Genomic DNA, 24,544 nt, shown 5'->3' on the forward strand with positions numbered 1-24,544 from the left:
CTAAATTGTAAGTCTATTATTATTTTATGCCAAAAAACTAAGTATTATGATATCATTTACCAGTAGTATATAGACTTGCGCCCCCAATCTATAACAAAACTTAACCAACCTAACTATAATTTATGGCAAAAAGACTACCTAAACTACCTCCTTTACTGCAAAGCAAAATCTATAAAACCGGACAAACCCGAAGTTCAAATGATGATGTGATTTTTCAAAACAGAGCCAATAGAAATGGTACTGTTTTGATACCTTTTGAGTCAATACATTTATTTGATGCTGCTATTTTAACTTCGAACAAGTTTGAAAGTGGTTTTATAGTTGTTATGAGTCCCGAGGATTACTACACAAATCCTGAAGCATTAATCTTAATGAAGAACAAGAAGTTAAAGCTTGGCGTCAATACGATTTTGCTGTACGAAACAAGGACACAATGGAATACATTTAATCCATACAAAAACAAACTGTCCGTGGCCGAAAAGAGGACAAGTCCGATAGAAGGGCATTTTGTTGCAAGAATCTTGTCTTCAGGTTCAAAAGATGAAGAGAAAATTATCCTCGGATTTAATACCAGTAGTTGCAAAGGTGCAGGAATCAGAGTGCAAGAATATGCTTCTCTTCTAACGATAAAATCCTGTCACTTACAATTAGAATATTTATTCTGGCTCTGCTATGATTCCAGAGAAGTCGCACTTGGAGCCGGTATGACAGAGAATGAAATCGATAATCGTATGCTGGCAATAGCCACCGCTTGTAATAATCAAAAATTAGCGAATACGGAACGCCTTTACAAGACTCGCATTATTGATAGTTCTAAAAATACGATTTGTCCTCTTTGTCTAAAAAAGTTAAGTGCAGGGGCTTTTCTAATTAACTTCTTTGACTCTTCTGAAAAGTCATCAGATGTCGATAAAGATATTAGCCAGATAAACCTTTTTTACATCAATCAGCTGAAAACGGGAGAGTTCAATCACACTCCTTATAATTTAGCCTGGGGTCATCAAAACTGCAATATGATTTGTAAAGAAACTGGCGTAATTGAAACCATTAAATGGATGAAAGAAGTAGTGGTAAATACCATTATTTTCAACAAAGATTCTTCTAATTAACGTTTTAGGAAGTTGAGTTTTTAGATCGGTTTTTTATAAAAAAAATCCAATCTGGAAAGTAGCGTAAATCCTTAAAAGAAAGAAATCCACAACTTAAACAACAAGCTATTTGTGTTTAAAAGCAGGCTCAATGTGTTTGCTGTGGTATCAGATTATAAAATATAATTCACCCCAAAAAAAAAGAAAAAATGATAAGCGTCTTAAGAAAAAAATATATAGAAAATTTTAGTGGTTTCCCAAAAGAAATTTGGATTCTCGCATTAATAACCTTTATAAACAGAACAGGAACAATGGTTATTCCGTTTCTCTCCAAATACATGAGAGAGAATCTGCATTTTGAATACAATCAGATTGGTTGGGTTATGGTTTGTTTTGGTGTTGGCTCTTTTATCGGTACATGGCTGAGTGGCATCTTGTCTGATAAAATTGGATTTTACAAAGTTATGATAGGAAGTCTTTTTGGAAGTGGTATAATCTTTTTTATGCTGCAGTACACAACATCGTTTGAGGGCTTTTGCTTTTCTATTCTGTTATTAACAACCATAGCAGATATGTTCAGGCCAGCGATGCTTGTATCTTTAAATACCTATACCCGAAAAGAAAATAAAACTAGGGCTTTGGCTTTGGTAAGAGCGGCAACAAGTCTCGGGTTTCTGTTTGGTCCTCCCTTGGGTGGTCTTATAATTATATTAATTGGTTACAAATACCTTTTTTATGTTGATTCGGCTACTTGTATATTGGCAGTTCTGGTTTTTGTTATTTTAGTTAAAGAAAGAAAATTACCCTTTAAACTCAAAAAACACAATATCGGATTTGATAAATATGCGATATTAAAAGACAAAGCTTTTTTAACTCATATGTTCATTTCGCTGATAACAGGAATTATGTATTTCCAGGTATTTACAACTTTAACCCTTTATCATAGAGAACAGTTTAATTTATCGGAAGTAAACAGTGGTTTGATTTTAAGCTTTAGTGGTATATTGACCTTGCTTTTTGAATTGCCAATCGTTAATTATGTCGAAAAAAACAAAATCAATAAGTTGAATGTCATAATGGTTGGCCTTGGCTTTATGGTATTAAGTTACATTCTTCTTCTAACGAATGACAAATGGTACGGAATATTGTATGTAATGATGTTTTTTATGACTCTTGGCGTAATGCTAACTTTCCCTTTCGCAAATTCATTTGCCATGACCAGATCGCACAACAATCAGGAGGGAAGGTACATGTCTGTTTTTACAATGAGTTTTAGTCTTGCGCACATATTAAGTGCCAAAACAGGAATGGAAATTGTTGCCTATGCGAGTTACAGAGCCGATTTTATATTTATGAGTTTAATTGGAGTATTGGCTATTACACTTTGTTATTGGTTGGTTAGAATGGTTGAAAAAGAAACGGTAGAAACTAAAATAAAAATAGTGCAATCGATTTTCGTTGATAAAAGCAAGAAATAGCAATCAGCTTTAATAGGGCAATTGGTTTATAATTTTTTTTTCAACGTTTGATAAAAATGAATTACTCATAATTATTAAAAAAACACCATTTAAAATGAGAAAAAGTATTGCATTAAAAGCCATAATTCTTTTTGTTTTTTTAATTCCGTCGAGTTTAATTGCACAAGAACTTTTTGCCGGAATTGAAATAGGAAGTAAGGGAGTAAAAATGTCTGTAATAAATGTCCAAAATATTAAAAAAGGAAAATACGAAGTCGTTGATTTTTGGACAGAAAATGTTGCTATTGCAAAAGGTATTGCTATAGACGGAAAATTAGCCGCAAATGATATTGATACTGCCTTTGATGTTGTTGTAAAAAATTACACGAAACTACTCAAGGAATACAAAATTGAAGAAAAACATATCTTTATAGTTGTGTCTTCCGGTGTAGGGATGGCTAAAAACATTGATATATTACTCCAGAGATTATATGTGTTTACCAATATCAATGTAGCAATCATAACTTCTGAGACTGAGGGAAAATTGTTGCTAAAAGGATGTATTCCGCCAAAAGAATATTCGGATTCTTTGATTCTTGATATTGGCGGCGGAAACACAAAAGGTGGATATGTAGAGGAATTCAATAATGATGATATTCTCGTTTTTTACCCGCTAACATTAGATTTAGGAACAGTAACTTTTACAGAGAAAATAAACAAAAAAGCAAAGAACAATTCTATAAATGAATTTAACGAACTGCTTGTTAGTGCATTGCCAGAGTTAAGAGCAGAGACCGATCGTTTGTATCAGCAAAGTCCAAAACTTTCTAAAAAAGACAATATCTATATGTCAGGTGGTGCAGTTTGGGCATTTTATACACTTTATAAAGGAAAAGGTGCTGTCGAAAATTTTAATCCGTTTGAAATTAAGGAGGTAGAAGATTATAATACGATGATAAAAACGGATTATGCAAAATTTGAAGCGCTGGCATCACAAAACAAAGATGTTGAAAAGGTTTTGAAAACCTATTCACAGAAATATTTAATTTCTGCTAATGCGATATTATTGACATTATTAGAAAAAATGCCTGATGTTAAGTCTAAAAAGATTTATTTCACAAAACAAGGACAAATGGCGTGGTTGCTTTCTTATATTGCAGATTCTGCAAAAAGAGCAAAAAACATTCAGTAATACTGTTTTTATAAAAGGATTTTTTAAATAAGCGGAAAAGGAGTGATTTTAAAGTTTTGATTACTCCTTTGTAATGGATATTCAAGGCAGTTAGTTTAAGTTTTCTGCTTTTCGGAGGAATAATTAGAATAATAAGAAAAACCAGTAATCAATTAGATTACTGGTTTTTTTATTGATTTGTTTATAAAATCTAGTCAATCAAATTTTAGCTTTTAATTCTAAAATCAGGCTTTTTCTTCATTGACGAACTCGCGAATAATTGATCATTTTTAAGTTTTATAAACTCGATTCCGTATTGTTTTCCTTGATACCAATTACTGATGAAGGAGTTGTAGTCGGTATTTTGAGTTGTTCCAATAATCTTGGTGTCATTAACAAGCAAATCTTTTAAATTTATTTTTGCTAAATAATCATCGGAAATTGTAACATTGTCAGAAAATATAATAAGGTGACTAAATCCTGATATTACCGAATTGGTTAAGGTTAAAAAAGTATTTTCCCGAATTAGTATTGCTTCGTGTTTAAGCCCTTCAGTTTCAGTTCCAATATCTTCAGTATGCATCATCGTGATATTTGTCGCATTAACTCGGGTCATTTCTTTTTTTCCATCTAGAACTTCTCCTTTTCTAGTGTCGACGGTTTCCATTTCAAAACATCTTGATCCGTAACTATCAGATAAAAACGGACTTCGTATGGCGATACTATTAGAGAGATTGCATTGAACACCTTGGGTAAAATCAAAGTCATCATCTGCAGATCGTACAGATACTAAATTATTGGCATTTACGTATCCTCCATAAAACTGAAAAGAATCTTCATCAGATGAAGTAACCTGAATATATTCTAGTTTTGTTTTACTACCAACACCTGCCAATGACAGACCATTTATTGGTTTATTGGCAGATGTCCTTTTTCCTGAAAATTCAATTCTGACATATTTTAATATGCCAGAATCGCTGTCTTTGTTGTCTCCGCCATAAAGCGCTTTATGGGGATCAAGCTCGAAATCTAAAGTACCAACTCCACCTATTTTATTTATTGGTGCATCTCCTAAAATAATAATACCTCCCCAGTCTCCAGGATTTCTGTCACCGGAGTCTTTGTTGGAGGTAAAAATAATAGGATCGGTTTCGGTACCTTCGGCAATGATTTTGGCACCTTTTGTGACGACTAACGTAGTCAAAGTATCAGTGTCACATCGTATTAGTGTGCCTGGCTGAATGGTCAAAGTTACATTTGGAGCGACGTATACAGTACCGACTAAGACATAGACATTTTCTTTTTTTAATGTCATGTTTGTGCTAATGACACCGTTTATTATTATTGAAGCTTCATTATAGTTGGCCGTTTTAGGATTGAAGTTTGTCCACATATTCAACCAGTTGGTATCGCCATTTATACCTTTAATGTTTTGTGCGTTCGTTAGTATTGTGAAAATAAAAAATACAAGCAACATTAATTTCTTTTTCATAAATTCTCTTTTTTTAAATTATATTAAAAAAAAAGGCCAACCATTAAAAGTCAGCCATTTCACAATTTCAAGTCATTATAGTTTTGCAGCAATCTCTTTTTTGTACTTATTAAGAATTGCTTTTGTCATTCCTAAGTTTGCTTTGGTCGAGTCGACCGCGAGATAAATCATATATAAGTTATTCTCAGAGATATCGATAATGTGAATTTGAGAGGTCAGCGTAATCATGATGTCTGATACTACCTGATTTTTTAAACCTAAGGCGCTTACCGCGTTCATTTTTGCTTTTACAACTTCAAGGTTGAAAGCTGATGCTAATTCAGGATCAAAATCACCTATTACTGAAAGTGAAAAATAAGACATTCCTGTTTGAATTTCTGCAATTGAAACTGCGATGAATCCTGGTACATTTTTTTCTAAATCGTCTCCGAATTGTTTTAAAAAGTCTGACATAATTTGGGTATATTAAATTGGTTATAATTTGTTTTTTCAACTTCCTTGTTGACATTACAAATATATTTTGAAAAACATCTGACGCTCTTTTTTCGATGAATTGATTTATACCATTTTCTTACTTTTTTTTAGGTTTTGACCACTTTTTTACAGGTTTTTCTAAAAAAAGTCTGACAATGAGATGTTTAGAATTTCTTTTTTTACAACCATTTAGTGGGTGTTTTTTGAATATTTAAATAATTAGCTTATTTTGAGTTAATATATTGTTATTCAGTTGTTTGTGTTTTTAAAATTTTACCATGGGATGGTGTTTGAATTTTAAATTATACCCATTTTGGTTTTTGTAAACTTCTGTTTTATAGTTTATTGTAATCTGTTTCTTCTTTTTTTAGCCTTTTGATGGTTTTATTTTAAAGAAAAAGTTTTCGCATTAGTTTTGGTTACTATGACGAAATAAAAAGGCGTATAAAGTGAATTGTTTTTTATGTATAAAAAAGCTTTTCAACTTCTTTAAATAAAAATAATTGAAAAATAAGATTCGATTTCTGAAAACGTTTTCATAAATTTGATTTTGTCATTTAAAATTTGACTTTAACTAAATTAACTATTAACAAAAACCACATGAAACAACCAGTCCCAAAGGAGTCTGTTTTAAAAGTACTCCTGTGTCTCTTGATGACGTGCAGCATTTTTGCACAAGATAAGTCGCTAGAAAAGACATTCAGTAAAGATGAAATGAGCCAGCTTATAGATGAGCAATTCCGGTTTGCTGCCCAGCAATACAAACTATTAGATAAGAATGTTGCCGCGGATCGCATGCCCGTAACATTTAATCAAAAAGAAAATAAGGTAACTACAAGCGATACAAAATGGTGGTGCAGCGGTTTTTTTCCGGGAACGCTTTTATACATATATGAATATACACAAGACGCCGAAATTAAAGCTGAAGCTGAAAAACGATTGGCGATTCTGGAAAAGGAAAAGCATTACACAGGAAATCACGACTTAGGTTTCATGATGTACTGTAGTTTTGGAAATGCTTACAGACTCTTTGGAAAACCAGAAGACAAAGCTACAATCAATACAGCAGCAGCATCATTAGCAACGCGTTACAGACCTTCAATAAAAGCGATTCAAAGTTGGGACGGTAGTAAGAACTTCAAATGTCCTGTTATTATTGATAATATGATGAATTTAGAATTGTTGAGTTGGGCAACTGACAATGGAGCTGATCCTAAATTTAAGGAGATTGCTATAACACATGCAAACACTACAATTAAGAACCATTTTAGACCTGATTATAGTTCTTATCATGTTTTAGATTATGATTTAGAAACTGGTAAAGTTCTACGAAAAGTAACCTGGCAGGGAGCAGCCGATTCTTCGGCATGGGCGCGCGGTCAGGCTTGGGGTTTATATGGTTATACAATGATGTATCGTTTTACAAAAGACAAAAACTATTTGAAGCAGGCAAAAAATATTGCAAAGTTTATTCTCAACAATCCTAATTTGCCGGCTGACAAAATTCCATATTGGGATTTTAACGCACCAAATATTCCAAACGCTTTCCGTGATGCTTCGGCAGCTTCAATAATGGCTTCGGCATTATTAGAATTGGGACAATATGCTAATAAAAAAGAGAAAAAAGAATATGTCGATACAGCGCAAAAGATGATTCAGTCTTTAGCTTCCGATAAATACCGAGCTAAATTGGGAGAAAATGGCGGTTTTCTTTTAATGCACAGCGTGGGTGCTTTACCATTTAATTCAGAAGTTGATGTACCGCTTACTTATGCCGACTATTACTTTTTGGAGGCTTTACTGAGATATAAGAAATGGTATTTGTAAAATTTCTAAAATAAAAGAAAAATTCAATACGAGTAAAACAAACAAATTGCAATTCAAAATATATGAAAAATACAAGTATAAAAAGGATTTCCGGTTTAATTACTTTGATAGTATTGTTGTCGGTATGTTTGCCAATAACAAATGTATGCGCACAAAAAAGTAAAAATAAATCAAAAGAAAAACAGTCAATTACTACAACTGGCAAACAAGATCGTGAGTATTGGTCTGAACTTTTATATAAAATGTCATATCCGGTAATACACAATCTGGCCGAAGAGACTTTAAAGAAAAATATGCCCTTAGAGACCGGGCCAGATTATTATCTGCAGGTAAAAAAAGTAACTTATCTTGAAGCAGTTGGCCGTACAATGGCCGGTATCGCTCCGTGGTTGGCTCTTCCGGATGATAACACAAAAGAGGGTGTTATGCGAAAAACGCTGCGTGACGATTTGCTTAAAGGTTTAACACACGCGGTGGACCCAAATAGTGCTGATTATTTGAATTTTAGAAGTGAACATCAGCCAATTGTTGATGCTGCTTATATGGCGCAGGCTTTTCTTCGTGCTCCCAAAGCATTATGGGAACCATTAGATGCGGTAACAAAGAAAAGGATTGTAGAAGAATTTAAAGCACTTCGCAACCGATCTGCAGCTTATAACAACTGGTTATTGTTTGCCGGTATCAATGAAGCATTTTTATTGAGTATTGGAGAAGAACCAGATCCAGCACGTATTGATTTCGCCAAGAAAAAAATTATCGAATGGTATGAAGGCGATGGCTGGTACAGTGACGGACCTAATTTTAGTATGGATTATTATAATAGTTATGTTATTCATCCAATGTTGATTGACTTTTATAAAGTGTTGTTGGATAAGAACAAAATCAAGAAAGAAGAATACGATACGGCATTAAAAAGAATGGTTCGATATACGGAATTTTTAGAACGCATAATCGGGCCTGACGGAAGTTATCCTCCTTTTGGACGTTCAATTACGTATCGTACCGGGGCTTTTCAGGCTTTGGCGCAAACAGCATTGATGGAAAAATTACCAGAACACGTTCCGCCGGCACAAGTACGAAGCGGCTTAACAGCTGTTATGCATCGTATGTATGACCAGTGCAACAATTTTGATGAAAAGGGTTGGCTAGTACTTGGTTTCTGCGGACATCAACCTATGATTGCAGATCAATATACTTCTACGGGAAGTTTGTACATGGCAACATTAGGATTTTTACCTTTAGGTTTACCGGCAGACAATGTATTTTGGACAGGTCCAACTACCGATTGGACATCTAAAAAAGCTTGGAGTAGCCAGCCTTTTAAAAAGGATTATAAAGTAGAGTACTAGAAAATAAAAGCGAACCATTTCAACTTGTTATAGCAATATATTATGCCAAAAGGAAAAAAGCAGCTGGACAACACCATACTTGATATTGCAGCAGCTCTGAAATTATCTCCTGCTACAATCTCAAGAGCACTAAATGATGGTGTTTATGTGAAAGCGGAAACAAAAAAGAAGGTGCTGGATATGGCTCAAAAGCTGGGTTATCGTAGAAATCTTATGGCTTCGAGTCTGCGTAGCAACAAAACCAATACTATTGGTTTGATTGTGCCTCGTATTTCGATGTTTTTTCATGCAGAAGTGATTACCACTATACAAAATGAATTGCATAAAGTGGGCTATAATCTTATTATTTGTCAGTCTAACGATTCTCTGCAATTGGAGAAAGAACTGGCCAATACTATGTTTTCTTCCCGAGTTGATGGCGTGATTGCTGCTTGTACGCTTCAAACAGAAGATTTTAGTCATTTTGACATCTTTGTGAGTAATAATATTCCTGTCGTATTTTATGATAGAGTTCCAACAAAGCCTTATAACGCAACTATAATCAAAGGAGATGATTTTAGAGGCGGTTATTTAGCAACTCAGCATTTACTGGAATTGGGATGTAAACGAATTGCACATATATCAGGGCCTCTCATTTCTAATCTTTATATTGATCGTTCGATGGGATATAAAAAAGCTTTGGCAGAACACAATCTTCCCATAAATGAAGATCTTATTTTCTATCAGGAATTAACACATGAAAATGCCCGTAAAGCAATGGAAAAGATGTTTGAAAGGCCAATTAAACCCGATGCTGTATTTGCATCTAATGACCTTAGTGCAATTGCTGTATTAGAATTTGCCCGCGAGCACAACATTGCTGTGCCTGAAGATTTAAAAATTGTAGGTTATTCTAATGATGTTAGAACTGAGATCATCAGGCCGTCAATTACTACGATTGAGCAATTTCCTGTTTTAATGGGGATTGAAGTAGTCGAAGAGTTGATGAAAAAACTAAATGACAAAACAAGTGAGTCAGAAACAACTGAACAGGAAGAAGTGATAATAAAATCAGTGCAGCTGATAAGAAGAATGTCGACCTGAAATCAATTAAAAGATTTTCTGAATTCTAAAGGCGAAGAAGAAGTACGGTTTTTGAATAAACGGTGAAAAGATTGCGGATGCTCAAAACCTAAATAATAAGCAATTTCTGAAACTGATAGAGAAGTGGTTGACAGCAATTCCTTCGATTTTTCGATTAATCTATTTTGTATGTGTTGCTGGGTAGTTTGTCCTATTTGAACCCGCAACATATCACTCAAATAATTAGGACTAAGATGTAACGCATTGGCAACAAAATGAACGGTAGGAATACCCTTTGTTGCCAATGCATCATTTTTGAAATTCTGATTTACTGATAACTAAATTACAGTTTAATTTTATATAGATAATTGTTCAGACTTAATCTGTTCAATACCTTGATTGTACGTTGTTATACGAAAATCAGGAAAACGATTTCTGAATTTTGAGTCATCAAATAAATTATCATATTGATATCGAGGCAGTAATTCCTGCAATTCTTTCATTCTTTTATTGAATAGCGCACCAATTCTAAAAACAAGTTTTGGTACAACCGAATAGTTTAATTCTTTCCCGTAAATTTTTGATGCCAAATTAATAAACTCTTTATAAGTCAATCTAGTATTATCAACAGGTAAATGCCAAGTCTGACCAAAGGCATCAGGAGTGTTGCCAATTAAAGCTGTTGCACGGCTTGCGTCAGGTGTCCATATCAAACTTCTTTTTTTATTGTCTGCCAATGGCACTTTAAGTTTTTTGTTTTCTTTTATAGCATTAAAAATTAGAGTATTGGTTATACTTTGTGTTTTTCCGGAACCGTAGAATTCTGGAGCGCGACAAATAACAGCTCTCAATTCACCGGATTTGATTTCTTTTAAAACCATTTCGGCCATTTCTTTTCTTATTTTTCCTTTTCTTCCCACTGGAGCAAAAACAGTTTCCTCGGTAAGGAGACGATTATCTTGTGGATACATATAGGTATTATCAAAAAAAACTAATTTTGTTCCGTTGACTTTACAGGCATCGATAATATTTCTTGTAATCAATGGAAATTGTTTTTCCCATAAATCAGAATTCATAGGAAGACCTAAAGTAAAATAAGCAATTTCACTATCTTTTAAAGCTTCAATCGCATTCTGCTTAATAGATAAGTCTGCTGAAAACACAGTATCAGTATCATTGATCTTCTTTGCCTTTCTGCTTACGATTCGGATATCTGAAGTAAAATTTCTTTTCAATTCTCTTGCTAATTCTTCGCCTATCTGGCCATTGGCTCCTAATATTGTCTGCATATTTTCAGTTTAGTTATTTCTTTGTAGAGTACTTAATTTTTCCTTTCTCAATCCCTAAATAATATGTTAGTTAATTTACTCAAAATGCTTTGAGGAATTTATCATTTTCATATTTATAAATCCCTAACACAATAATTAATTACTTTAAAGTATTCTTTAAACATCTTTTTTAGTTGAAACAAAGTTCCAACATAATTTACAGAAGATGGTATCTCCATTAAATAAAATTGTAACACAATCTCTGTTGCAGAAATTGTAATGAAGTATAAAAAGAGATAAAGTTACTTTTTATAAAACAACCTCAATATTTGAAATGTTTTATTTTTTGAAGTCAAATCTACTGGGAATTTTATAACATCTTGTTGAAATTTAATACATCTAAATCTTATCTCATTTGTAATTTTAATAATGTATTAAACCATTAAAAATAAAAACGTTATGGCAGAAATTAAAATTGAGAAGAAGAAAACTGTATGGCCTTGGATTGCAGCACTGCTGATAATCGGCGCAGTTGTATACTACATCTATTTTGTAGATCATGAAGTTAAAAATGATAACAGTGTAGAAATCGAAAATACTACAAACGCACAATAGTACAGAATAACGGGGAGCGACTAAAAGTAAAACCAGCTGATAAAATAAAAGTACTTACATTTAATTAAGAAATTATGGAAAATAAACATAGAAATTTATATAGACTCAATGAGTTATCTGATTATAAAATTGCATCAAATTATTCAGATGTAAGAGGATGGAAAATAGTAGATGCTGACAACCGCACTATAGGTAAAATTGATAATCTATGGGTGAATAAGGATATGCAACGCGTTGTTTATCTTGATGTAAAATTAGATAAAGGATTATTAGAAGACAGTCATAATGAGGTTCGTGATCTAATAGCGAACGATAATGGGAAAGAGTTTATTTATAAAGAAGGAGACAGTCATATTATTATACCAATTGGATCTGTAAGTATAAATAAAGACACAAAAATTGTTATGGCAAACAATTTAGGATATGATGCTTTTAGAAATACAAGCAGATATAATCAACAACATAATTTCGACAGAGATTATGAAAGAAGAGTAATGAAGTCCTATTATCCTGAAAATGATCCTGACTCTGTCTATTATAGTGATGATGACGCTTTTTACAATCGCAGAGAATTTGATAACAGATAGTGCTTTTCATCAGATTATTTGTAAACGATTTTTCAGAGTTTTTTACTGAAACCGATTCAAATTTTCGAAAAGTAATAGTTAGAGTTTAAAATAATTAAGGTTCCTGAGATATTCAGGAACCTTAATTATTTATGAAGGGAAATACACTTAAGTTTATTTTAATAAAATTTCTTTTAAAAGTGTAGTCAATTCTGGCGATTTAGATATAAACGGGCTATGTCCTGAATTGATCGTATAAGTATTTGTGATACCGGCACTTTTTGCCATTTCCTGCTGAAAGTTGTAGGTTATCGTATTGTCTGCAGTGGTGAAAATATAATATTTTTTTCCTCCCAAATTATAATCTTCTGCTTTATAGTTCAAAGGTGTCCCTAGCGGAATTGTAGGTTCGGCTTTATAACGCGCTATAAGAAATTGTTTTTGAGCTTCTGTCGCATCCTGAGAAAAGATTTTAGGAAGATTAATTTCTGGATTTACAATTCCTGCTAAAGTTTGATCTTCAGATAATTGTAAAGATGCTGGCAAAAGGGAAGCTTTATCCATTTGAGAATAATCCAAAACGCTTTTTCCGCTTTGAGGAATAAAACCGGCTACATAAACCAGTTTTTTGATTTTCTGAGGAACTTCAGCTGCAGTTTGCGTAATTACTGCGCCACCTAAACTATGTCCAATTAAAATTACAGGTTCATTGTATGAATTAATTGCTTTCTTAACTTCATCAACATAAGTTTTAAACGAAACCTGATAAGCCGGCGTTGTATCATCTCCATGTCCAGGCAATTTTACCACAGTAACATCATAACCAGCAGCTTTTAAATCGGTTTCTGTCTGATCCCATACGTACGATGCCTGCCATGCGCCATGCACCAGTACAACAGGCGATTTTTTTTCAGCAGTAGCATTTTCATCGTTTGTACATGAGGCAGCTGAAATGGTTGTAAACAATAATAAGAATAGTTTTGAGATTGTTTTTAGGGGACTTTGAGCATTAATTTTTGATTTTTTCATTGTTTTAAAATTTTTCATTTTGTTTTATTTTTATAAAAATTGGATGCCTTTTTGAATCATGGAAGAACATCAAAACCATTTAAAACTGTTGCAAGAAGCGTGTAAGCGCCAACTAAAAATATAAGTTCAGCCAAGCCCTCTTGTCCTAATATTTCTTTTGCAAGATTGTAAGCAGAATCTGGAACAATGTGGCCTTTGGCTAGAATGGAAGCAATTTCATAAGCGATGGCTTCTTCTTGATTTAAATCTGCAGGACGAATTCCTGATGCTAATGATGCCACTGTTGTCGATGAGAAACCAAAATGTTTAGCCATAATTTCGTGAGCATAAAGTTCGAAGCGTGCGCCAAATGCAGCACCAACAGTAAGAATGGCTACTTCCCGAACTTTTTTAGGAAGTGTGGCGTGATTGTCTAAGGAACGGACAAAACTTAAAGCAGGAATTCCAAATTGAGGAAAAGCAAGCATTGGCGGAAATGGACCTGTTAAAGCACCTTCGTCATTAGTCATTACAACCGGGCCCTGACTATGAGTGATCAGTTTAAAAACTTCATCATGAACGTAACGAACTTCATCGTTCATCGTTTCTGGTTTTATTGGATTTACTCGCATGATAATTATTAGTTAGGTTTAACGAAGACTTTCTTCAAATTGTCCATCAATTAAAATGAAGACAATGCGACACACTTTTCCGGATTTGTTGGCCCAGGCATGATTTGTTCCTCTCTGAACAATAATATCTCCGGCTTTTGCTATTGTTTCGCCTTCGTCTACGATTAAGGTTAATTCGCCATCGAGAACAATTCCGTAATCAATTGTTTCTGTTTTATGCATTAAAGGGTGCGGTGCATTTCCTCCAGCTTTTGAAGCATGTTCTCCACTCATGGTTTTAAAATGTTCAAAAGCTTGCTCTTTGGTAAGATTTCGAATTTCATCGCTTTCTGGTGGAAAATCGATAACTCGTATTCTTGTTCCTTGTTTTGGAGGACCTAGAATAAGTCCGCTTTCTTCAGCATCTTTAGAAATAGGATCTATTAGAGCAGGAGTTTGTTTCGTATTCCAAACCTCATGAAATTTAGCTCCATTTGGTCCGCCAACCATATAAGTTCTTGTTGGAATTTCATCTGACACAATAATGGCTTTGCCTTCTGTATTATGTCCTGTCACGATTCGTCTGAATGTTGTATTTGTTTCCATGATTTCTTAGGTTTTAGATTCTATTTTTTCTGAATACAAATACACCCAAATAGTGAAAAAGAACTCCAATTGCCCATGAAGATGTAGACCACAATGGCCATGGATAAGTAGTATCTGTTAAATACCAAATAATAAAGATTATTGGAGTAACTAATAAAAAGACAAGTGCGTGAATTTTGAATCCTAATTTTGGATTTTTACTTGTTTTAGCTTCGAAGTTGAATTTAGTTTTCATGATTATGTTTTTTAATTATTAGTAATAGATTGTTTTTAAAAAGAAATAATTTAATTGGTTGATTATCAGTTTATTTACATGACAAAGGTAGAGCCGGCGTTTCGAAAACATCATTGACTTTGGTTAAGAACGAATCTTTGCTATTTAAAAAGAAAGAATTTTGTACTTAGCAGAATAAAATCTAATTTTAGGGAAGATATTTCACTTAACGTATTGTTATGGATGCTATTAAAACCGTTATAACATCATTTGTACCGATGTCTGATGAAGAGTATAATTCGATGCTTCCTATTATAGAAAGAAGGGAAGTGCCAAAAGATACAGATCTGCTTCAGCAAGGAGAAATCTGCCGTCATATCTATTTTATAGAAAGTGGTTTTTTTAGGATGTTTTATGTGGATTATAGAGGAAACGAAATCAATTGCAGATTCGCAAAACCAAATGATTTTCTGGTTGATTTCGCAAGTTTTATTACACAAAGAACGGCTCAGTATTATTGCAGAGCGATGGAAGATTCGAAAGTAATTGCGTTAGAATATGAGAAAGTAGAAAGTCTATACGATAGTTCGCCAAACTGGTCAAAATTTGGACGACTAATAGCTGAATCTGCCTATCTTATAATCATCGAAAGAGAAGAAATGCTGCATTTTCAAACTCCCGAAGAACGGTATAAAACCATCTTAAAAAAAGAACCTTATCTTTTTCAAATGGTATCACAGAATCAGCTTTCATCTTATATTGGGATTAAACCAGAATCGTTGAGCAGGCTTCGAAAAAGAATGATAGGGAAATAAAATCATTTTATTTTTTTATAACGGAAGACTAAATGGTCTTCCGTTATTTTTTTGATTGTAATTGAAGAAATTATTTTTTAGCCAACCAGCTTTCAACGGCTCTTGAGAAATCGGCAACATCAATTGGGTGTCTGCTTGTAATAATGTTTGCATCTACGACAACTGGCTGATCAGATACGATTCCGCCTGCATTTTTAAGATCGATTTGAATGTTCCAGTATCCGGTAAGTTTTCTTCCCTTCAGAATATCGGCGGAAGCCAATACAACCGGCGCGTGACAAATAGCAGCAATCAATTTTCCGGATTTATTAAAGTCCTGAATAAATTTTATAACATCTTTATCGTAACGAAGATTATCTGGATTCCATGCACCGCCGGGAATAAATACGGCATCATAATCACTTGTTTTAATCTGATCTGCTGTTTTGTCAAATTTGATCCATCCAACTGGCTGTAAATATTGAATGGCCATAATATGCGTTTTTGCCATTTCAGGAGTACTTAAACCATATCTTGCCGGAGCTGGATTGAATTTTGGAGCAACAATATCGACCTGAGCGCCAAGTTCTCTAAAGTACCAAACTGGGCCGGTTAATTCTATTTCTTCAAAACCGTCGGCGGCAAGTACCGCGATTTTTTTACCTTTTAAAATCGTTTTGTCTTTTACAGGATTAAAAAAGAAGTCTCTTAAAGCTTCATTTCCCGGAGCGTTTAGCAATTGTGAAACGGGCATCACAGAAACATGCGAAGGAGTTGCCAATTGATTCATTACATCTAACTGATGATCTTTTACTTGTGCGTTTAATGCTGTTGTACCTATAACACCTGCTGCAATAATTTGTTTTAAATTTTTCATGATTTCTAATTTTTAAAATATTTATAATGGTTTTTATGAATGAAATTCTTTTGATTATTCTCTAGTTAATGGTGCGAATTCAATTAGATTATGAATTCCGTTTTGAAAAGGCGGTTTTTTGATGCTTGTTTCCAGATATTCAATGACAGGTTTAATAGGAGGAAAGTCGAGATGATATTGAAAAGCATCTTGGCTTCTAAATTTTTCGTAGGTTACAAACTGCGTTTCATCTCCTTCAATTTCAGAAAGTTGATACGTTACTACGCCAGGTTCGCTGCGAAATTGTGGCATTGCTGTATGATAAGTGTCTTTAAAATTCTGTTCTGTTCCTTTTTTAGCATCAACAAAAAGCATTATAACAAGTTGATTGTCTTCTTTTTTAGAAGTTTTTCGCCACTGCTCTTTCGTTAAAGGTTCAAGATCTTTTAGATAATAAGTTTTAGGAGCAATTTTTAATTTTTGGGTTAAAGATTGTAAAGCTTTAGCTTCTGATTTTTTACTGAAATTTTCTAGTTGATTTTTTCCATTCCATCTTTCAATCAGCCATAGAATGTTGGTGTTATCTTGTTCATAAAATGCTTCAGCCATAATATTTTCTTTTGATGAAATTGAAGCTGTTACATAATCTGTCAAAGCTTTACGGAGTTGTGCTTCATTTTGTTTATTTACTTCATATCTTGTTAGTTTAGAAGTTGTTTCAGTCAAAATTCCCGTTTTTATTCTAATAGAATTTTGAGCTTTTGTCGTATTTGTAACAAGTGCAAAAGCGTAAACAGCAATGGCAAACGCTGTTTTAGAAACTGATTTATAAGCTGTTGTTTTCATAATTTTTTATTTTTTTATTATTTGAATTTGTGATCTATAATTAGCTTTATATCCAAGACAAAGTTCCTTCAACTCTGAAAAATAGAGGTTGCGTCAACTCACTTTAAAAGTGTGATTTGAATCACATTTTTAAAACAGTTTTTCGCACGTTAAGGTTTTAAAGACTTTGGGGTAAAAATCTGAATTGAGCGTTATTCTTTTCAGAATGGCTAATAATTCAGTTGATTTTACGAGGCAAAAGTAGATTCACAATTCTTTTGGAATCATTGACTTGGGTTAAGAAAAGTTTTTTCTTATTTTGAAGTAAAGGCTTATAGACAACAATGCATTGTACTTATAAGTAGGTATATTGTTAATTAATGTTTGTTTTTTATTGAAACAAAAAATTAAAACAAAAGCAGTAAGAGATTAATCTTCAAATTAATAATTAGAGTAAAGTCGGCTTAAAGTTTCTCTACTGACTCCCAGATATTCGGCGATATATTTTTTAGGTATTTTTTGCATAATGTTCGGATAAAGGCTGGCAAATTCTTCATACCTTTTTTTCGGATTGTTTGACAACAACGAAATAATCCTGCACTGTTGTGCGGAATAACCTTTGGTAAGTTTCATTCTAAAAAAATGCTCCATTTTATGAAGTTCAGCTGCCAATTGTTCCCTTCCGGAAAGTGTAAGACATAAAACTTCTGCATCTTCCATACAAACGATGTTGATGCCAGATTCTTTTTCATTAAAAAAAGCATTGTAATCAGAGAGCCACCAGTTTTCCAGCGCAAACTGCACGATATGTTCTTTTCCTTCTTTATCAATATAAAAAGCGCGAAAAATACCTTTTATGATCCAATATTCCAACGAAACTTTGTCTCCGTCCTGAAGAAGATATTGATGTTTTTTCACTTTTTTCTCAGTAAAAAAAGTTTTTATATAATCAAATTCTTCATCAGTAATCGATGTAACTTCTTCAATATGTTTTCGCAGTTCATTCATTAGCAATAAGTTAATTTCGATCTTTTATTAATAAAGTATACATTAAAATTAAAATAATTACTATTTCGTTTTTCAATTAGGAGTCTAAAATTGAGTTTTTTTATTTGAAATGAAATTTTTTTAAAATTTTGAGCTCAATTGTTTAATTTTCTGTATCGATTATCGCTTTTAAAACATTCGATGTAAAGCGATTTTTTTCCAGAACGCCTTAACCGTACCATTTTTATTACTGGGAAAACAAATGGAAAATTCTATGCTTTTTGTTTGTTTCGACTGAATTTGGTAATTATATGTGGTTGAAAGCAAATTGAATGTCTCAATTTATGCAACAAATTAGTTCCTGTATGGAATGATCTTTGGATTTGAGGAGGAAAAGTAAAGGTTCATTTAGCCAAATAAGTAAATAATAGAAAATAGTGTTAAAATTCTGTTATCTGCAAATTTGGAAAAGAAAAGTCAAGATTTGTGCTACTCAATTGTATTTCAACCCCACTAAATTTGCGAATATAAAAGAACAATTCTCTAACAATTGAAATCTTCTCGATGAAGTTAGCTTACATCTTATTCTTACAAATTTGTCTATTAACTATCCCAAGTAGTTATGGCAACTGCATTGTGAAGAGATTGAATACTCACATAGGAACGGAATCAGTTCTTGAGTCGTTAACTACTAATAAAGCTGTAGTTAATAAAGCACTTTCAGATTCTGATGAGTTAAAATTTGTTTTATTGGAGAATACTTCAGAAACGGAGAAATGCAACAGTTCTTTGCCTGCTTCTCCGCTTAATTTTTATTTCAAAAGCTTAAAGGATGATTGTTTTGTTTATATCGAAAATATAAAATTGAACAGTCAGGGATTATCGGAACGTAACATAATTCCTTTTAGAAACATGTCACGAAATATCCTATTTCACAGCTTGAAAATCCACATTTAATTTTTTTTAATTTTTATTGTCTACTAAATTGAAATTTAGTGCGTTGTGCTCATGGTAAAATGTAGATTTTTTATCATCAATAAGGAAGCACGCCAATATTTCAGCAGAAAATGTAAAACACTTAATTTCTATAAGTGATTATTACATATTTACATTTTGCTGTTAGATAAGACAATAGCACATCCTCCTTAAAAAATACCACTAAACTTATTCAAATAGAATACTATTTGGAAAGGGCAACTCTTGCCAAAAATTTAATCCATTTTTATTAATCTAAAGAAATCATTATTGATCTAAAAAAGAGATCAGTTATGCAGATTTCTATATACATAACCCAAAATATTTTACTATGCATTTAACACCAAGAGAAGTTGAGAAGCTTATGCTGCATACAGCTGGCGAACTAGCTCAAAAGAGAAAAGCCCGTGGCTTAAAACTAAATTATCCTGAAACCATTGCTCTTATTAGCAGTGAATTAATGGAATGCGCGCGAGACGGTAAGACCGTAGCAGAATTAATGCAATATGGTGCAACGCTGCTTCGCAAAGAAGATGTAATGGATGGCGTTGCGGAAATGATTCATGATATACAAATTGAAGCAACATTTCCTGATGGAACCAAATTAGTAACTGTGCACAATCCAGTGCGATAAATTTAAAAAAGTAACAATGATTCCAGGAGAAATTATATTAAAAGAGAGTGCTATTATTTGTAATGATAGCCGTGAAACGTTAACTATAAAAGTTACCAATACCGGAGACCGACCAATTCAGGTAGGTTCACATTTTCACTTTTTTGAAGTGAATAGAATGATGTCTTTTGACAGAGAAAAGGCATTCGGAATGCGATTAAATATTATTGCCAGTACAGCAGTGAGATTTGAGCCAGGAGAGGAAAAAGAAGTTGAATTGACTCAATTTGGAGGAAACCAACGTCTTTTTGGACACAACAATTTAGTAGACGGAGACTTATCTCCGCATAATAAAGCTCTTGCATTAGAACGCTTAGAAGAAGGAAAATTTAAAAATGTGAAATCATGAGTTTAGAAGTAACTAGAAAAAATTATACAAGTATTTTTGGTCCAACAGTAGGAGATCAGATACGTTTAGGAGACACAGACCTTATTATAGAAATTGAGAAAGATTTCTGTTCTTATGGAGATGAAGCAAAATTCGGTGGAGGAAAAACCGTTAGAGACGGGATGTGCCAATCTTCAACTGCTTTGCGTGATGAAGGTGTTCTAGATTTTGTAATTACCGGTGCAACGATTATTGACCACTGGGGAATTGTAAAAGGAGATATTGGTATTAAAAATGGGAAAATTGTTGGAGTTGGCAGAGCGGGAAATCCAGATACCATGGACAATATTACACCTGGGATGATCATCGGAGCTTCAACAGAAGTTCATGGCGGACATGGATATATTGTTACAGCTGGAGGAATTGATACGCACATTCACTTTATTAGTCCTACTCAAATAGAAACGGCTTTGTATAGTGGAGTTACTACGATGATAGGTGGTGGAACTGGCCCTGCTGATGGTACAAACGCTACAACAGTTACGCCAGGAAAACATAACATTAAGAGAATGTTGCAGGCTGCAGAAGCATTTCCTGTAAATGTTGGTTTCTTCGGAAAAGGGAATGTGGCTACGGAAGCTCCAATTGAAGAACAAATCGAAGCTGGAGCATTAGGAGTAAAAATCCACGAAGATTGGGGAGCAACTCCTGCGGTTATAGATGCTTCTCTAAAAGCAGCGGATAAATATGATGTTCAAGTAGCCATTCACACCGATACGCTTAACGAAGCAGGATTTCTTGAAGATACTATGAATGCTATTGCGGGACGTGTTATTCATACATTCCATACTGAAGGAGCGGGTGGTGGTCACGCGCCAGATATTATCAAAGCTGCAATGTATCCAAATGTATTGCCAGCATCTACCAATCCAACTAGACCTTATACAACAAATACTATAGATGAGCATTTGGATATGTTGATGGTTTGTCATCACCTGAGTCCAAAAATTCCGGAAGATGTGGCTTTTGCCGATTCACGTATTCGCCCTGAAACGATTGCAGCAGAAGATGTGCTTCAGGATATGGGAGTGTTCAGTATTATGAGTTCAGACTCGCAAGCTATGGGGCGTGTAGGCGAAGTAATTACTCGTACTTGGCAGACGGCAGATAAAATGAAGAAACAGAAAGGTCATTTGGCTGAAGACGCAGCAAACAAAAACGACAACTATCGTGCAAAAAGATATGTTTCTAAATATACAATCAACCCTGCAATCGCACACGGAATTTCTAATTATGTTGGATCAATAGAAGCAGGTAAAATTGCTGACTTGGTAATTTGGAAACCATCTTTATTTGGGGTTAAGCCAGAAATTATTGTAAAAGGAGGTTTTATTGCTGCAAGCAAAATGGGGGATGCTAATGCTTCTATTCCGACACCGCAGCCTATTATTATGCGTAATATGTTTGGAACTTACGGAAAAGCATTAACTAAAACGGTGTTCACCTTTGTCTCTCAAGCTGGTATCGATAATAATATTGCTGAAGAATATGGTTTGGAAAAGCAATTATTAGCGGTTTCAAATTGCAGAAATATTGGAAAAGCTGATATGATTCATAACAACGCAACTCCGGAAATTATGGTAAATGCTGAAAACTATACTGTGACAATCGATGGAGAGAAAATCACTTGCGAACCAGTCGATAAACTTCCATTAGCACAATTATACTATCTGTTTTAATTAATAACTGTTATTCTACTTCTTACTGCGACAATCTATTTTGTTGCAGTAAGATTAGAATAAAAACACCAAAAAAGAATTTTATGAATAATTGGAAAATTAATTTGGGTTTAATTCTTCTTCTAACATGTGCCAGTTTAACAACGGTTCATGCGCAGAAAGGATCTTTAATGCTTTACGGTTCTTTAACTTATAAAGACAATAATAATACTGGGAGCAGTTTTGGTGCAAACCCAATTGGAGTAGGATATTTTTTTAATGATCATGTCGTTGCAGGGATGAACTATGCTTTCGATAGAGAGAAAAACGGATTAGGAGATCTTACTGATTCCAAACACGAAATTGGTCCTTTTTACAGCGATTCCTGGAATATTGGAGATCACTTTGCCATCATCGCACAGGCTGATGCACATTACGTATGGGGAAATACCCTTATGAATACTGCAGGATCTTATAGCTACAATGGCTATCTGGGAAGAATCTATCCAATTGTTGCCGTATTTCTTGGTCATGGATGGGCGCTTAAAGCCAAGTTCTGTGAATTATCATATGAAAATACTACAGGAAACGATGCAAATAAAACGAGCAATCGAACATTTGTTGCTGGAATAAATGGTTCAACATTCGGATTAGGAGTTTCAAAAAACATTTCCCTTAAAAAATCGAAATAATGATTATACAACAGATAATAGGTAATACAAAAACACATTTAACTGAAGGTCTTGAGATAGATCTTCTGGAAATTGAGTGGTTTGAAACGACTAAGAGAATTCAGCGCAAGCGAACAAATTCAGGGACAGAAATTGCGATTAAGTTTATTCAGGAAGGACAGCGATTGAATCAAGATGATATTCTTTATCAGGATGATAAAAAAGCGATCGTTGTGAACATCAAACCTTGTGAAGCGATCGTAATGACACCTTCGTCTTTATTAGAAATGGGAACCATTTGTTATGAAATTGGAAACAAACATCTTCCATTATTCATTCAGAATGATCAGATCATGATGCCTTTTGAAATGCCAATGTTTCGATGGCTTGAAGCCAGTGGTTATAAACCAGAAAAACAAGAGATAAAGCTTTTGCATTTGCTGAAATCAAATGTAGCGCCTCACGGTCACGGAAATTCATCTCTTTTTACAAAAATCCTAAATATGGCTTCTTCAAATGACTAATATAGAAAATACTTATTTAGGAAGTCTTCTCCATCTGGCAGATCCTACTTTACCAATTGGAGGGTACACACACTCGAATGGATTGGAGACTTACGTTCAGGATGAAGCAGTAAATTCAGTGACTTCAGCAAAAGAATTTGTAATAAATATGTTAATGTATAACATTAAGTATAATGATGCATCTTTCTTAAAACTTGCTTATATAGCTGCAGCAAATAATGATTTAGAAGCGATTATTAAACTAGATCAGGAATGCAGCGCTTTAAAGAGTCCGCGTGAAATACGAGAGGCAAGTCAGAAACTAGGAATTCGATTAATCAAGATTTTTCGAAGACAGAAAGCTTTTGATCTTATTAGCGATTATGAACTTGCGATTACTAATAAAGAAGCATCTGCGCATTATTGCATCGCTTTTGGATTGTACGCACAGTTACTAGAAATTCCACTAGACGAAGCTTTATTCGCATTCTATTACAATGCCGCGATCGGAATGATTACTAATTCGGTTAAGCTAGTGCCTTTAGGGCAATTAGACGGGCAAGATGTTTTATTCGAATTACAACCGCTGATTAAAAAATTAGCAAAAGAAACCTTAACAATAGACAGAGAACTTGTTGGTCTTTGCAGCATCGCTTTTGATATTCGATGCATGCAGCACGAGAGACTTTATTCAAGATTGTACATGTCGTAGGAATAGAGAAAAGAAGAAAGAGAAAAGAAGAAAGAAAGAATAAAAAAACAAAGAAATGGAAACTAGAAAATATGTAAAAGTAGGAGTGGCAGGACCTGTAGGATCAGGAAAAACTGCATTGTTAGAACGTTTAAGCCGAAAAATGCTAAACGATTATAATTTAGGCGTAATCACAAATGATATCTATACGAAAGAAGATGCCGAATTTATGGTAAAAAATAGTCTTTTGCCAAAAGAGAAAATCATTGGAGTAGAAACGGGAGGTTGTCCTCACACGGCAATTCGCGAAGATGCGAGCATGAATTTGGAAGCAGTTGATGAATTGGTTTCACGCTTTCCAGATATCGAATTAATTCTAATTGAAAGTGGTGGAGATAACCTTTCAGCAACTTTTTCACCAGACTTAGCCGATGTGACAATTTTCGTAATTGACGTTGCCGAAGGAGAAAAAATCCCTCGTAAAGGCGGACCTGGTATTACAAGATCAGATTTGCTTTTGATTAATAAAATTGACTTAGCGCCATATGTTGGAGCAAGTTTAGAAGTGATGGAAAATGATGCAAGAAGAATGAGAAAAGGTGCTCCATTTGTGTTTTCAAACCTGAGATCTACTGAAGGAATTGATGAAGTTATTGGCTGGATCAAGAAATATGCATTGTTGGAAGATATCGAAGAACCAAATTTAATTCGCTAA

At 33.9% G+C, this 24,544-nt stretch carries 27 protein-coding genes and 1 pseudogene; 17 read left to right on the forward strand and 11 right to left on the reverse strand.

The annotated features are described in order from the left end of the window. The first annotated feature begins 122 nt into the window (after positions 1-122). The 3 genes from BD847_RS03810 (at position 123) to BD847_RS03820 (ending at position 3,737) form a co-directional block, all read left to right on the forward strand. Complete coding sequence (locus tag BD847_RS03810; protein WP_115886938.1) at positions 123-1,109, forward strand: BstXI family restriction endonuclease; 987 nt, start codon at positions 123-125, stop codon at positions 1,107-1,109. Between the two features lie 188 nt (positions 1,110-1,297). Then, positions 1,298-2,566 (forward strand): MFS transporter, encoded by a 1,269-nt coding sequence (locus tag BD847_RS03815; RefSeq protein ID WP_115886939.1) that lies wholly within the window; start codon positions 1,298-1,300, stop codon positions 2,564-2,566. A gap of 94 nt (positions 2,567-2,660) precedes the next feature. Next, the gene (locus BD847_RS03820) at positions 2,661-3,737 is read left to right on the forward strand and encodes a Ppx/GppA phosphatase family protein (RefSeq protein WP_115886940.1); all 1,077 of its coding nucleotides are present in this window, start codon (positions 2,661-2,663) and stop codon (positions 3,735-3,737) included. Between the two features lie 205 nt (positions 3,738-3,942). On the opposite strand, the gene BD847_RS03825 is transcribed toward BD847_RS03820, so the two are convergent. Beyond that, positions 3,943-5,208, reverse strand: a complete 1,266-nt coding sequence (locus BD847_RS03825; protein WP_115886941.1) for a hypothetical protein — start codon at positions 5,206-5,208, stop codon at positions 3,943-3,945. 75 nt (positions 5,209-5,283) lie between these two features. Continuing rightward, entirely contained in the window at positions 5,284-5,661 is a 378-nt protein-coding gene (locus tag BD847_RS03830) for a hypothetical protein (protein ID WP_115886942.1), read from the reverse strand. Positions 5,662-6,282: 621 nt separating this feature from the next. Here BD847_RS03830 and BD847_RS03835 point away from each other — a divergent pair. The 3 genes from BD847_RS03835 (at position 6,283) to BD847_RS03845 (ending at position 9,941) form a co-directional block, all read left to right on the forward strand. Then, positions 6,283-7,509, forward strand: coding sequence for a glycoside hydrolase family 88 protein (locus BD847_RS03835; protein ID WP_244201554.1), 1,227 nt, complete (start codon positions 6,283-6,285; stop codon positions 7,507-7,509). Between the two features lie 62 nt (positions 7,510-7,571). Beyond that, positions 7,572-8,858 (forward strand): DUF2264 domain-containing protein, encoded by a 1,287-nt coding sequence (locus tag BD847_RS03840; protein ID WP_115886944.1) that lies wholly within the window; start codon positions 7,572-7,574, stop codon positions 8,856-8,858. 42 nt (positions 8,859-8,900) lie between these two features. Beyond that, the gene (locus tag BD847_RS03845) at positions 8,901-9,941 is read left to right on the forward strand and encodes a LacI family DNA-binding transcriptional regulator (RefSeq protein WP_115886945.1); all 1,041 of its coding nucleotides are present in this window, start codon (positions 8,901-8,903) and stop codon (positions 9,939-9,941) included. A gap of 2 nt (positions 9,942-9,943) precedes the next feature. Here the strand turns inward: BD847_RS03845 and BD847_RS03850 are convergent. Next, a pseudogene (locus BD847_RS03850) lies at positions 9,944-10,240 on the reverse strand (helix-turn-helix domain-containing protein); the annotation flags it as partial. A 36-nt stretch (positions 10,241-10,276) separates the two neighbouring features. Next, positions 10,277-11,209, reverse strand: a complete 933-nt coding sequence (locus BD847_RS03855) for an NAD-dependent epimerase/dehydratase family protein (protein ID WP_115886946.1) — start codon at positions 11,207-11,209, stop codon at positions 10,277-10,279. 438 nt (positions 11,210-11,647) lie between these two features. On the opposite strand from BD847_RS03855, the gene BD847_RS20790 reads away from it, so the two are divergent. Together BD847_RS20790 and BD847_RS03860 are read left to right on the forward strand one after the other, a co-directional pair. Beyond that, complete coding sequence (locus tag BD847_RS20790; protein ID WP_167443814.1) at positions 11,648-11,803, forward strand: hypothetical protein; 156 nt, start codon at positions 11,648-11,650, stop codon at positions 11,801-11,803. 74 nt (positions 11,804-11,877) lie between these two features. Next, entirely contained in the window at positions 11,878-12,390 is a 513-nt protein-coding gene (locus BD847_RS03860; protein ID WP_115886947.1) for a PRC-barrel domain-containing protein, read from the forward strand. Between the two features lie 153 nt (positions 12,391-12,543). Here BD847_RS03860 and BD847_RS03865 read toward each other — a convergent pair whose 3' ends face one another. Genes BD847_RS03865 through BD847_RS03880 form a run of 4 tightly spaced genes read right to left on the reverse strand, consistent with a single transcriptional unit; the run spans position 12,544 to position 14,829 of the window. After that, positions 12,544-13,416 carry an alpha/beta fold hydrolase gene (locus BD847_RS03865; protein ID WP_115886948.1) on the reverse strand — a complete coding sequence of 291 codons (873 nt, stop codon included), beginning with the start codon at positions 13,414-13,416 and terminating at the stop codon, positions 12,544-12,546. Between the two features lie 38 nt (positions 13,417-13,454). Then, positions 13,455-14,009 carry a carboxymuconolactone decarboxylase family protein gene (locus BD847_RS03870; protein WP_115886949.1) on the reverse strand — a complete coding sequence of 185 codons (555 nt, stop codon included), beginning with the start codon at positions 14,007-14,009 and terminating at the stop codon, positions 13,455-13,457. Positions 14,010-14,027: 18 nt separating this feature from the next. Further along, the gene (locus tag BD847_RS03875; RefSeq protein WP_115886950.1) at positions 14,028-14,594 is read right to left on the reverse strand and encodes a cupin domain-containing protein; all 567 of its coding nucleotides are present in this window, start codon (positions 14,592-14,594) and stop codon (positions 14,028-14,030) included. A gap of 13 nt (positions 14,595-14,607) precedes the next feature. Continuing rightward, complete coding sequence (locus BD847_RS03880) at positions 14,608-14,829, reverse strand: 2TM domain-containing protein (RefSeq protein WP_115886951.1); 222 nt, start codon at positions 14,827-14,829, stop codon at positions 14,608-14,610. Between the two features lie 218 nt (positions 14,830-15,047). Here BD847_RS03880 and BD847_RS03885 point away from each other — a divergent pair, with 218 nt between their 5' ends. Continuing rightward, positions 15,048-15,623, forward strand: coding sequence for a Crp/Fnr family transcriptional regulator (locus BD847_RS03885; RefSeq protein ID WP_115886952.1), 576 nt, complete (start codon positions 15,048-15,050; stop codon positions 15,621-15,623). Between the two features lie 70 nt (positions 15,624-15,693). Here BD847_RS03885 and BD847_RS03890 read toward each other — a convergent pair whose 3' ends face one another. From BD847_RS03890 to BD847_RS03900, 3 genes are all read right to left on the reverse strand, one after another. Next, on the reverse strand, positions 15,694-16,479 hold the full coding sequence (locus BD847_RS03890; RefSeq protein ID WP_115886953.1) for a DJ-1/PfpI/YhbO family deglycase/protease: 786 nt from the start codon (positions 16,477-16,479) through the stop codon (positions 15,694-15,696). Positions 16,480-16,533: 54 nt separating this feature from the next. Next, positions 16,534-17,304, reverse strand: coding sequence for a putative quinol monooxygenase (locus BD847_RS03895; protein WP_115886954.1), 771 nt, complete (start codon positions 17,302-17,304; stop codon positions 16,534-16,536). A gap of 420 nt (positions 17,305-17,724) precedes the next feature. Then, complete coding sequence (locus BD847_RS03900) at positions 17,725-18,291, reverse strand: Crp/Fnr family transcriptional regulator (RefSeq protein WP_115886955.1); 567 nt, start codon at positions 18,289-18,291, stop codon at positions 17,725-17,727. A gap of 624 nt (positions 18,292-18,915) precedes the next feature. On the opposite strand from BD847_RS03900, the gene BD847_RS03905 reads away from it, so the two are divergent. The 8 genes from BD847_RS03905 (at position 18,916) to ureG (ending at position 24,544) form a co-directional block, all read left to right on the forward strand. Next, entirely contained in the window at positions 18,916-19,227 is a 312-nt protein-coding gene (locus BD847_RS03905; RefSeq protein ID WP_115886956.1) for a hypothetical protein, read from the forward strand. Positions 19,228-19,576: 349 nt separating this feature from the next. Further along, the gene (ureA, locus tag BD847_RS03910) at positions 19,577-19,879 is read left to right on the forward strand and encodes an urease subunit gamma (RefSeq protein WP_115886957.1); all 303 of its coding nucleotides are present in this window, start codon (positions 19,577-19,579) and stop codon (positions 19,877-19,879) included. A 16-nt stretch (positions 19,880-19,895) separates the two neighbouring features. Beyond that, positions 19,896-20,267 carry an urease subunit beta gene (gene ureB / locus BD847_RS03915; protein ID WP_115886958.1) on the forward strand — a complete coding sequence of 124 codons (372 nt, stop codon included), beginning with the start codon at positions 19,896-19,898 and terminating at the stop codon, positions 20,265-20,267. After that, positions 20,264-21,985: an urease subunit alpha gene (gene ureC, locus BD847_RS03920; RefSeq protein WP_115886959.1), complete on the forward strand. Its 1,722-nt coding sequence runs from the start codon at positions 20,264-20,266 to the stop codon at positions 21,983-21,985. Before ureB ends, ureC begins: the two co-directional genes overlap by 4 nt. A gap of 83 nt (positions 21,986-22,068) precedes the next feature. Continuing rightward, entirely contained in the window at positions 22,069-22,656 is a 588-nt protein-coding gene (locus tag BD847_RS03925) for a hypothetical protein (protein WP_115886960.1), read from the forward strand. After that, positions 22,656-23,159 (forward strand): urease accessory protein UreE, encoded by a 504-nt coding sequence (gene ureE / locus BD847_RS03930; RefSeq protein WP_115886961.1) that lies wholly within the window; start codon positions 22,656-22,658, stop codon positions 23,157-23,159. The genes BD847_RS03925 and ureE overlap by 1 nt, the downstream gene beginning before the upstream one ends. Before the next feature lies 1 nt (position 23,160). Beyond that, on the forward strand, positions 23,161-23,850 hold the full coding sequence (locus BD847_RS03935; RefSeq protein WP_115887339.1) for an urease accessory protein UreF: 690 nt from the start codon (positions 23,161-23,163) through the stop codon (positions 23,848-23,850). Between the two features lie 55 nt (positions 23,851-23,905). Continuing rightward, the gene (gene ureG, locus BD847_RS03940; protein WP_111376005.1) at positions 23,906-24,544 is read left to right on the forward strand and encodes an urease accessory protein UreG; all 639 of its coding nucleotides are present in this window, start codon (positions 23,906-23,908) and stop codon (positions 24,542-24,544) included.

Origin of the sequence: Flavobacterium cutihirudinis (assembly GCF_003385895.1) — a bacterium.
GTDB classification, from domain to species: Bacteria; Bacteroidota; Bacteroidia; order Flavobacteriales; family Flavobacteriaceae; genus Flavobacterium; species Flavobacterium cutihirudinis.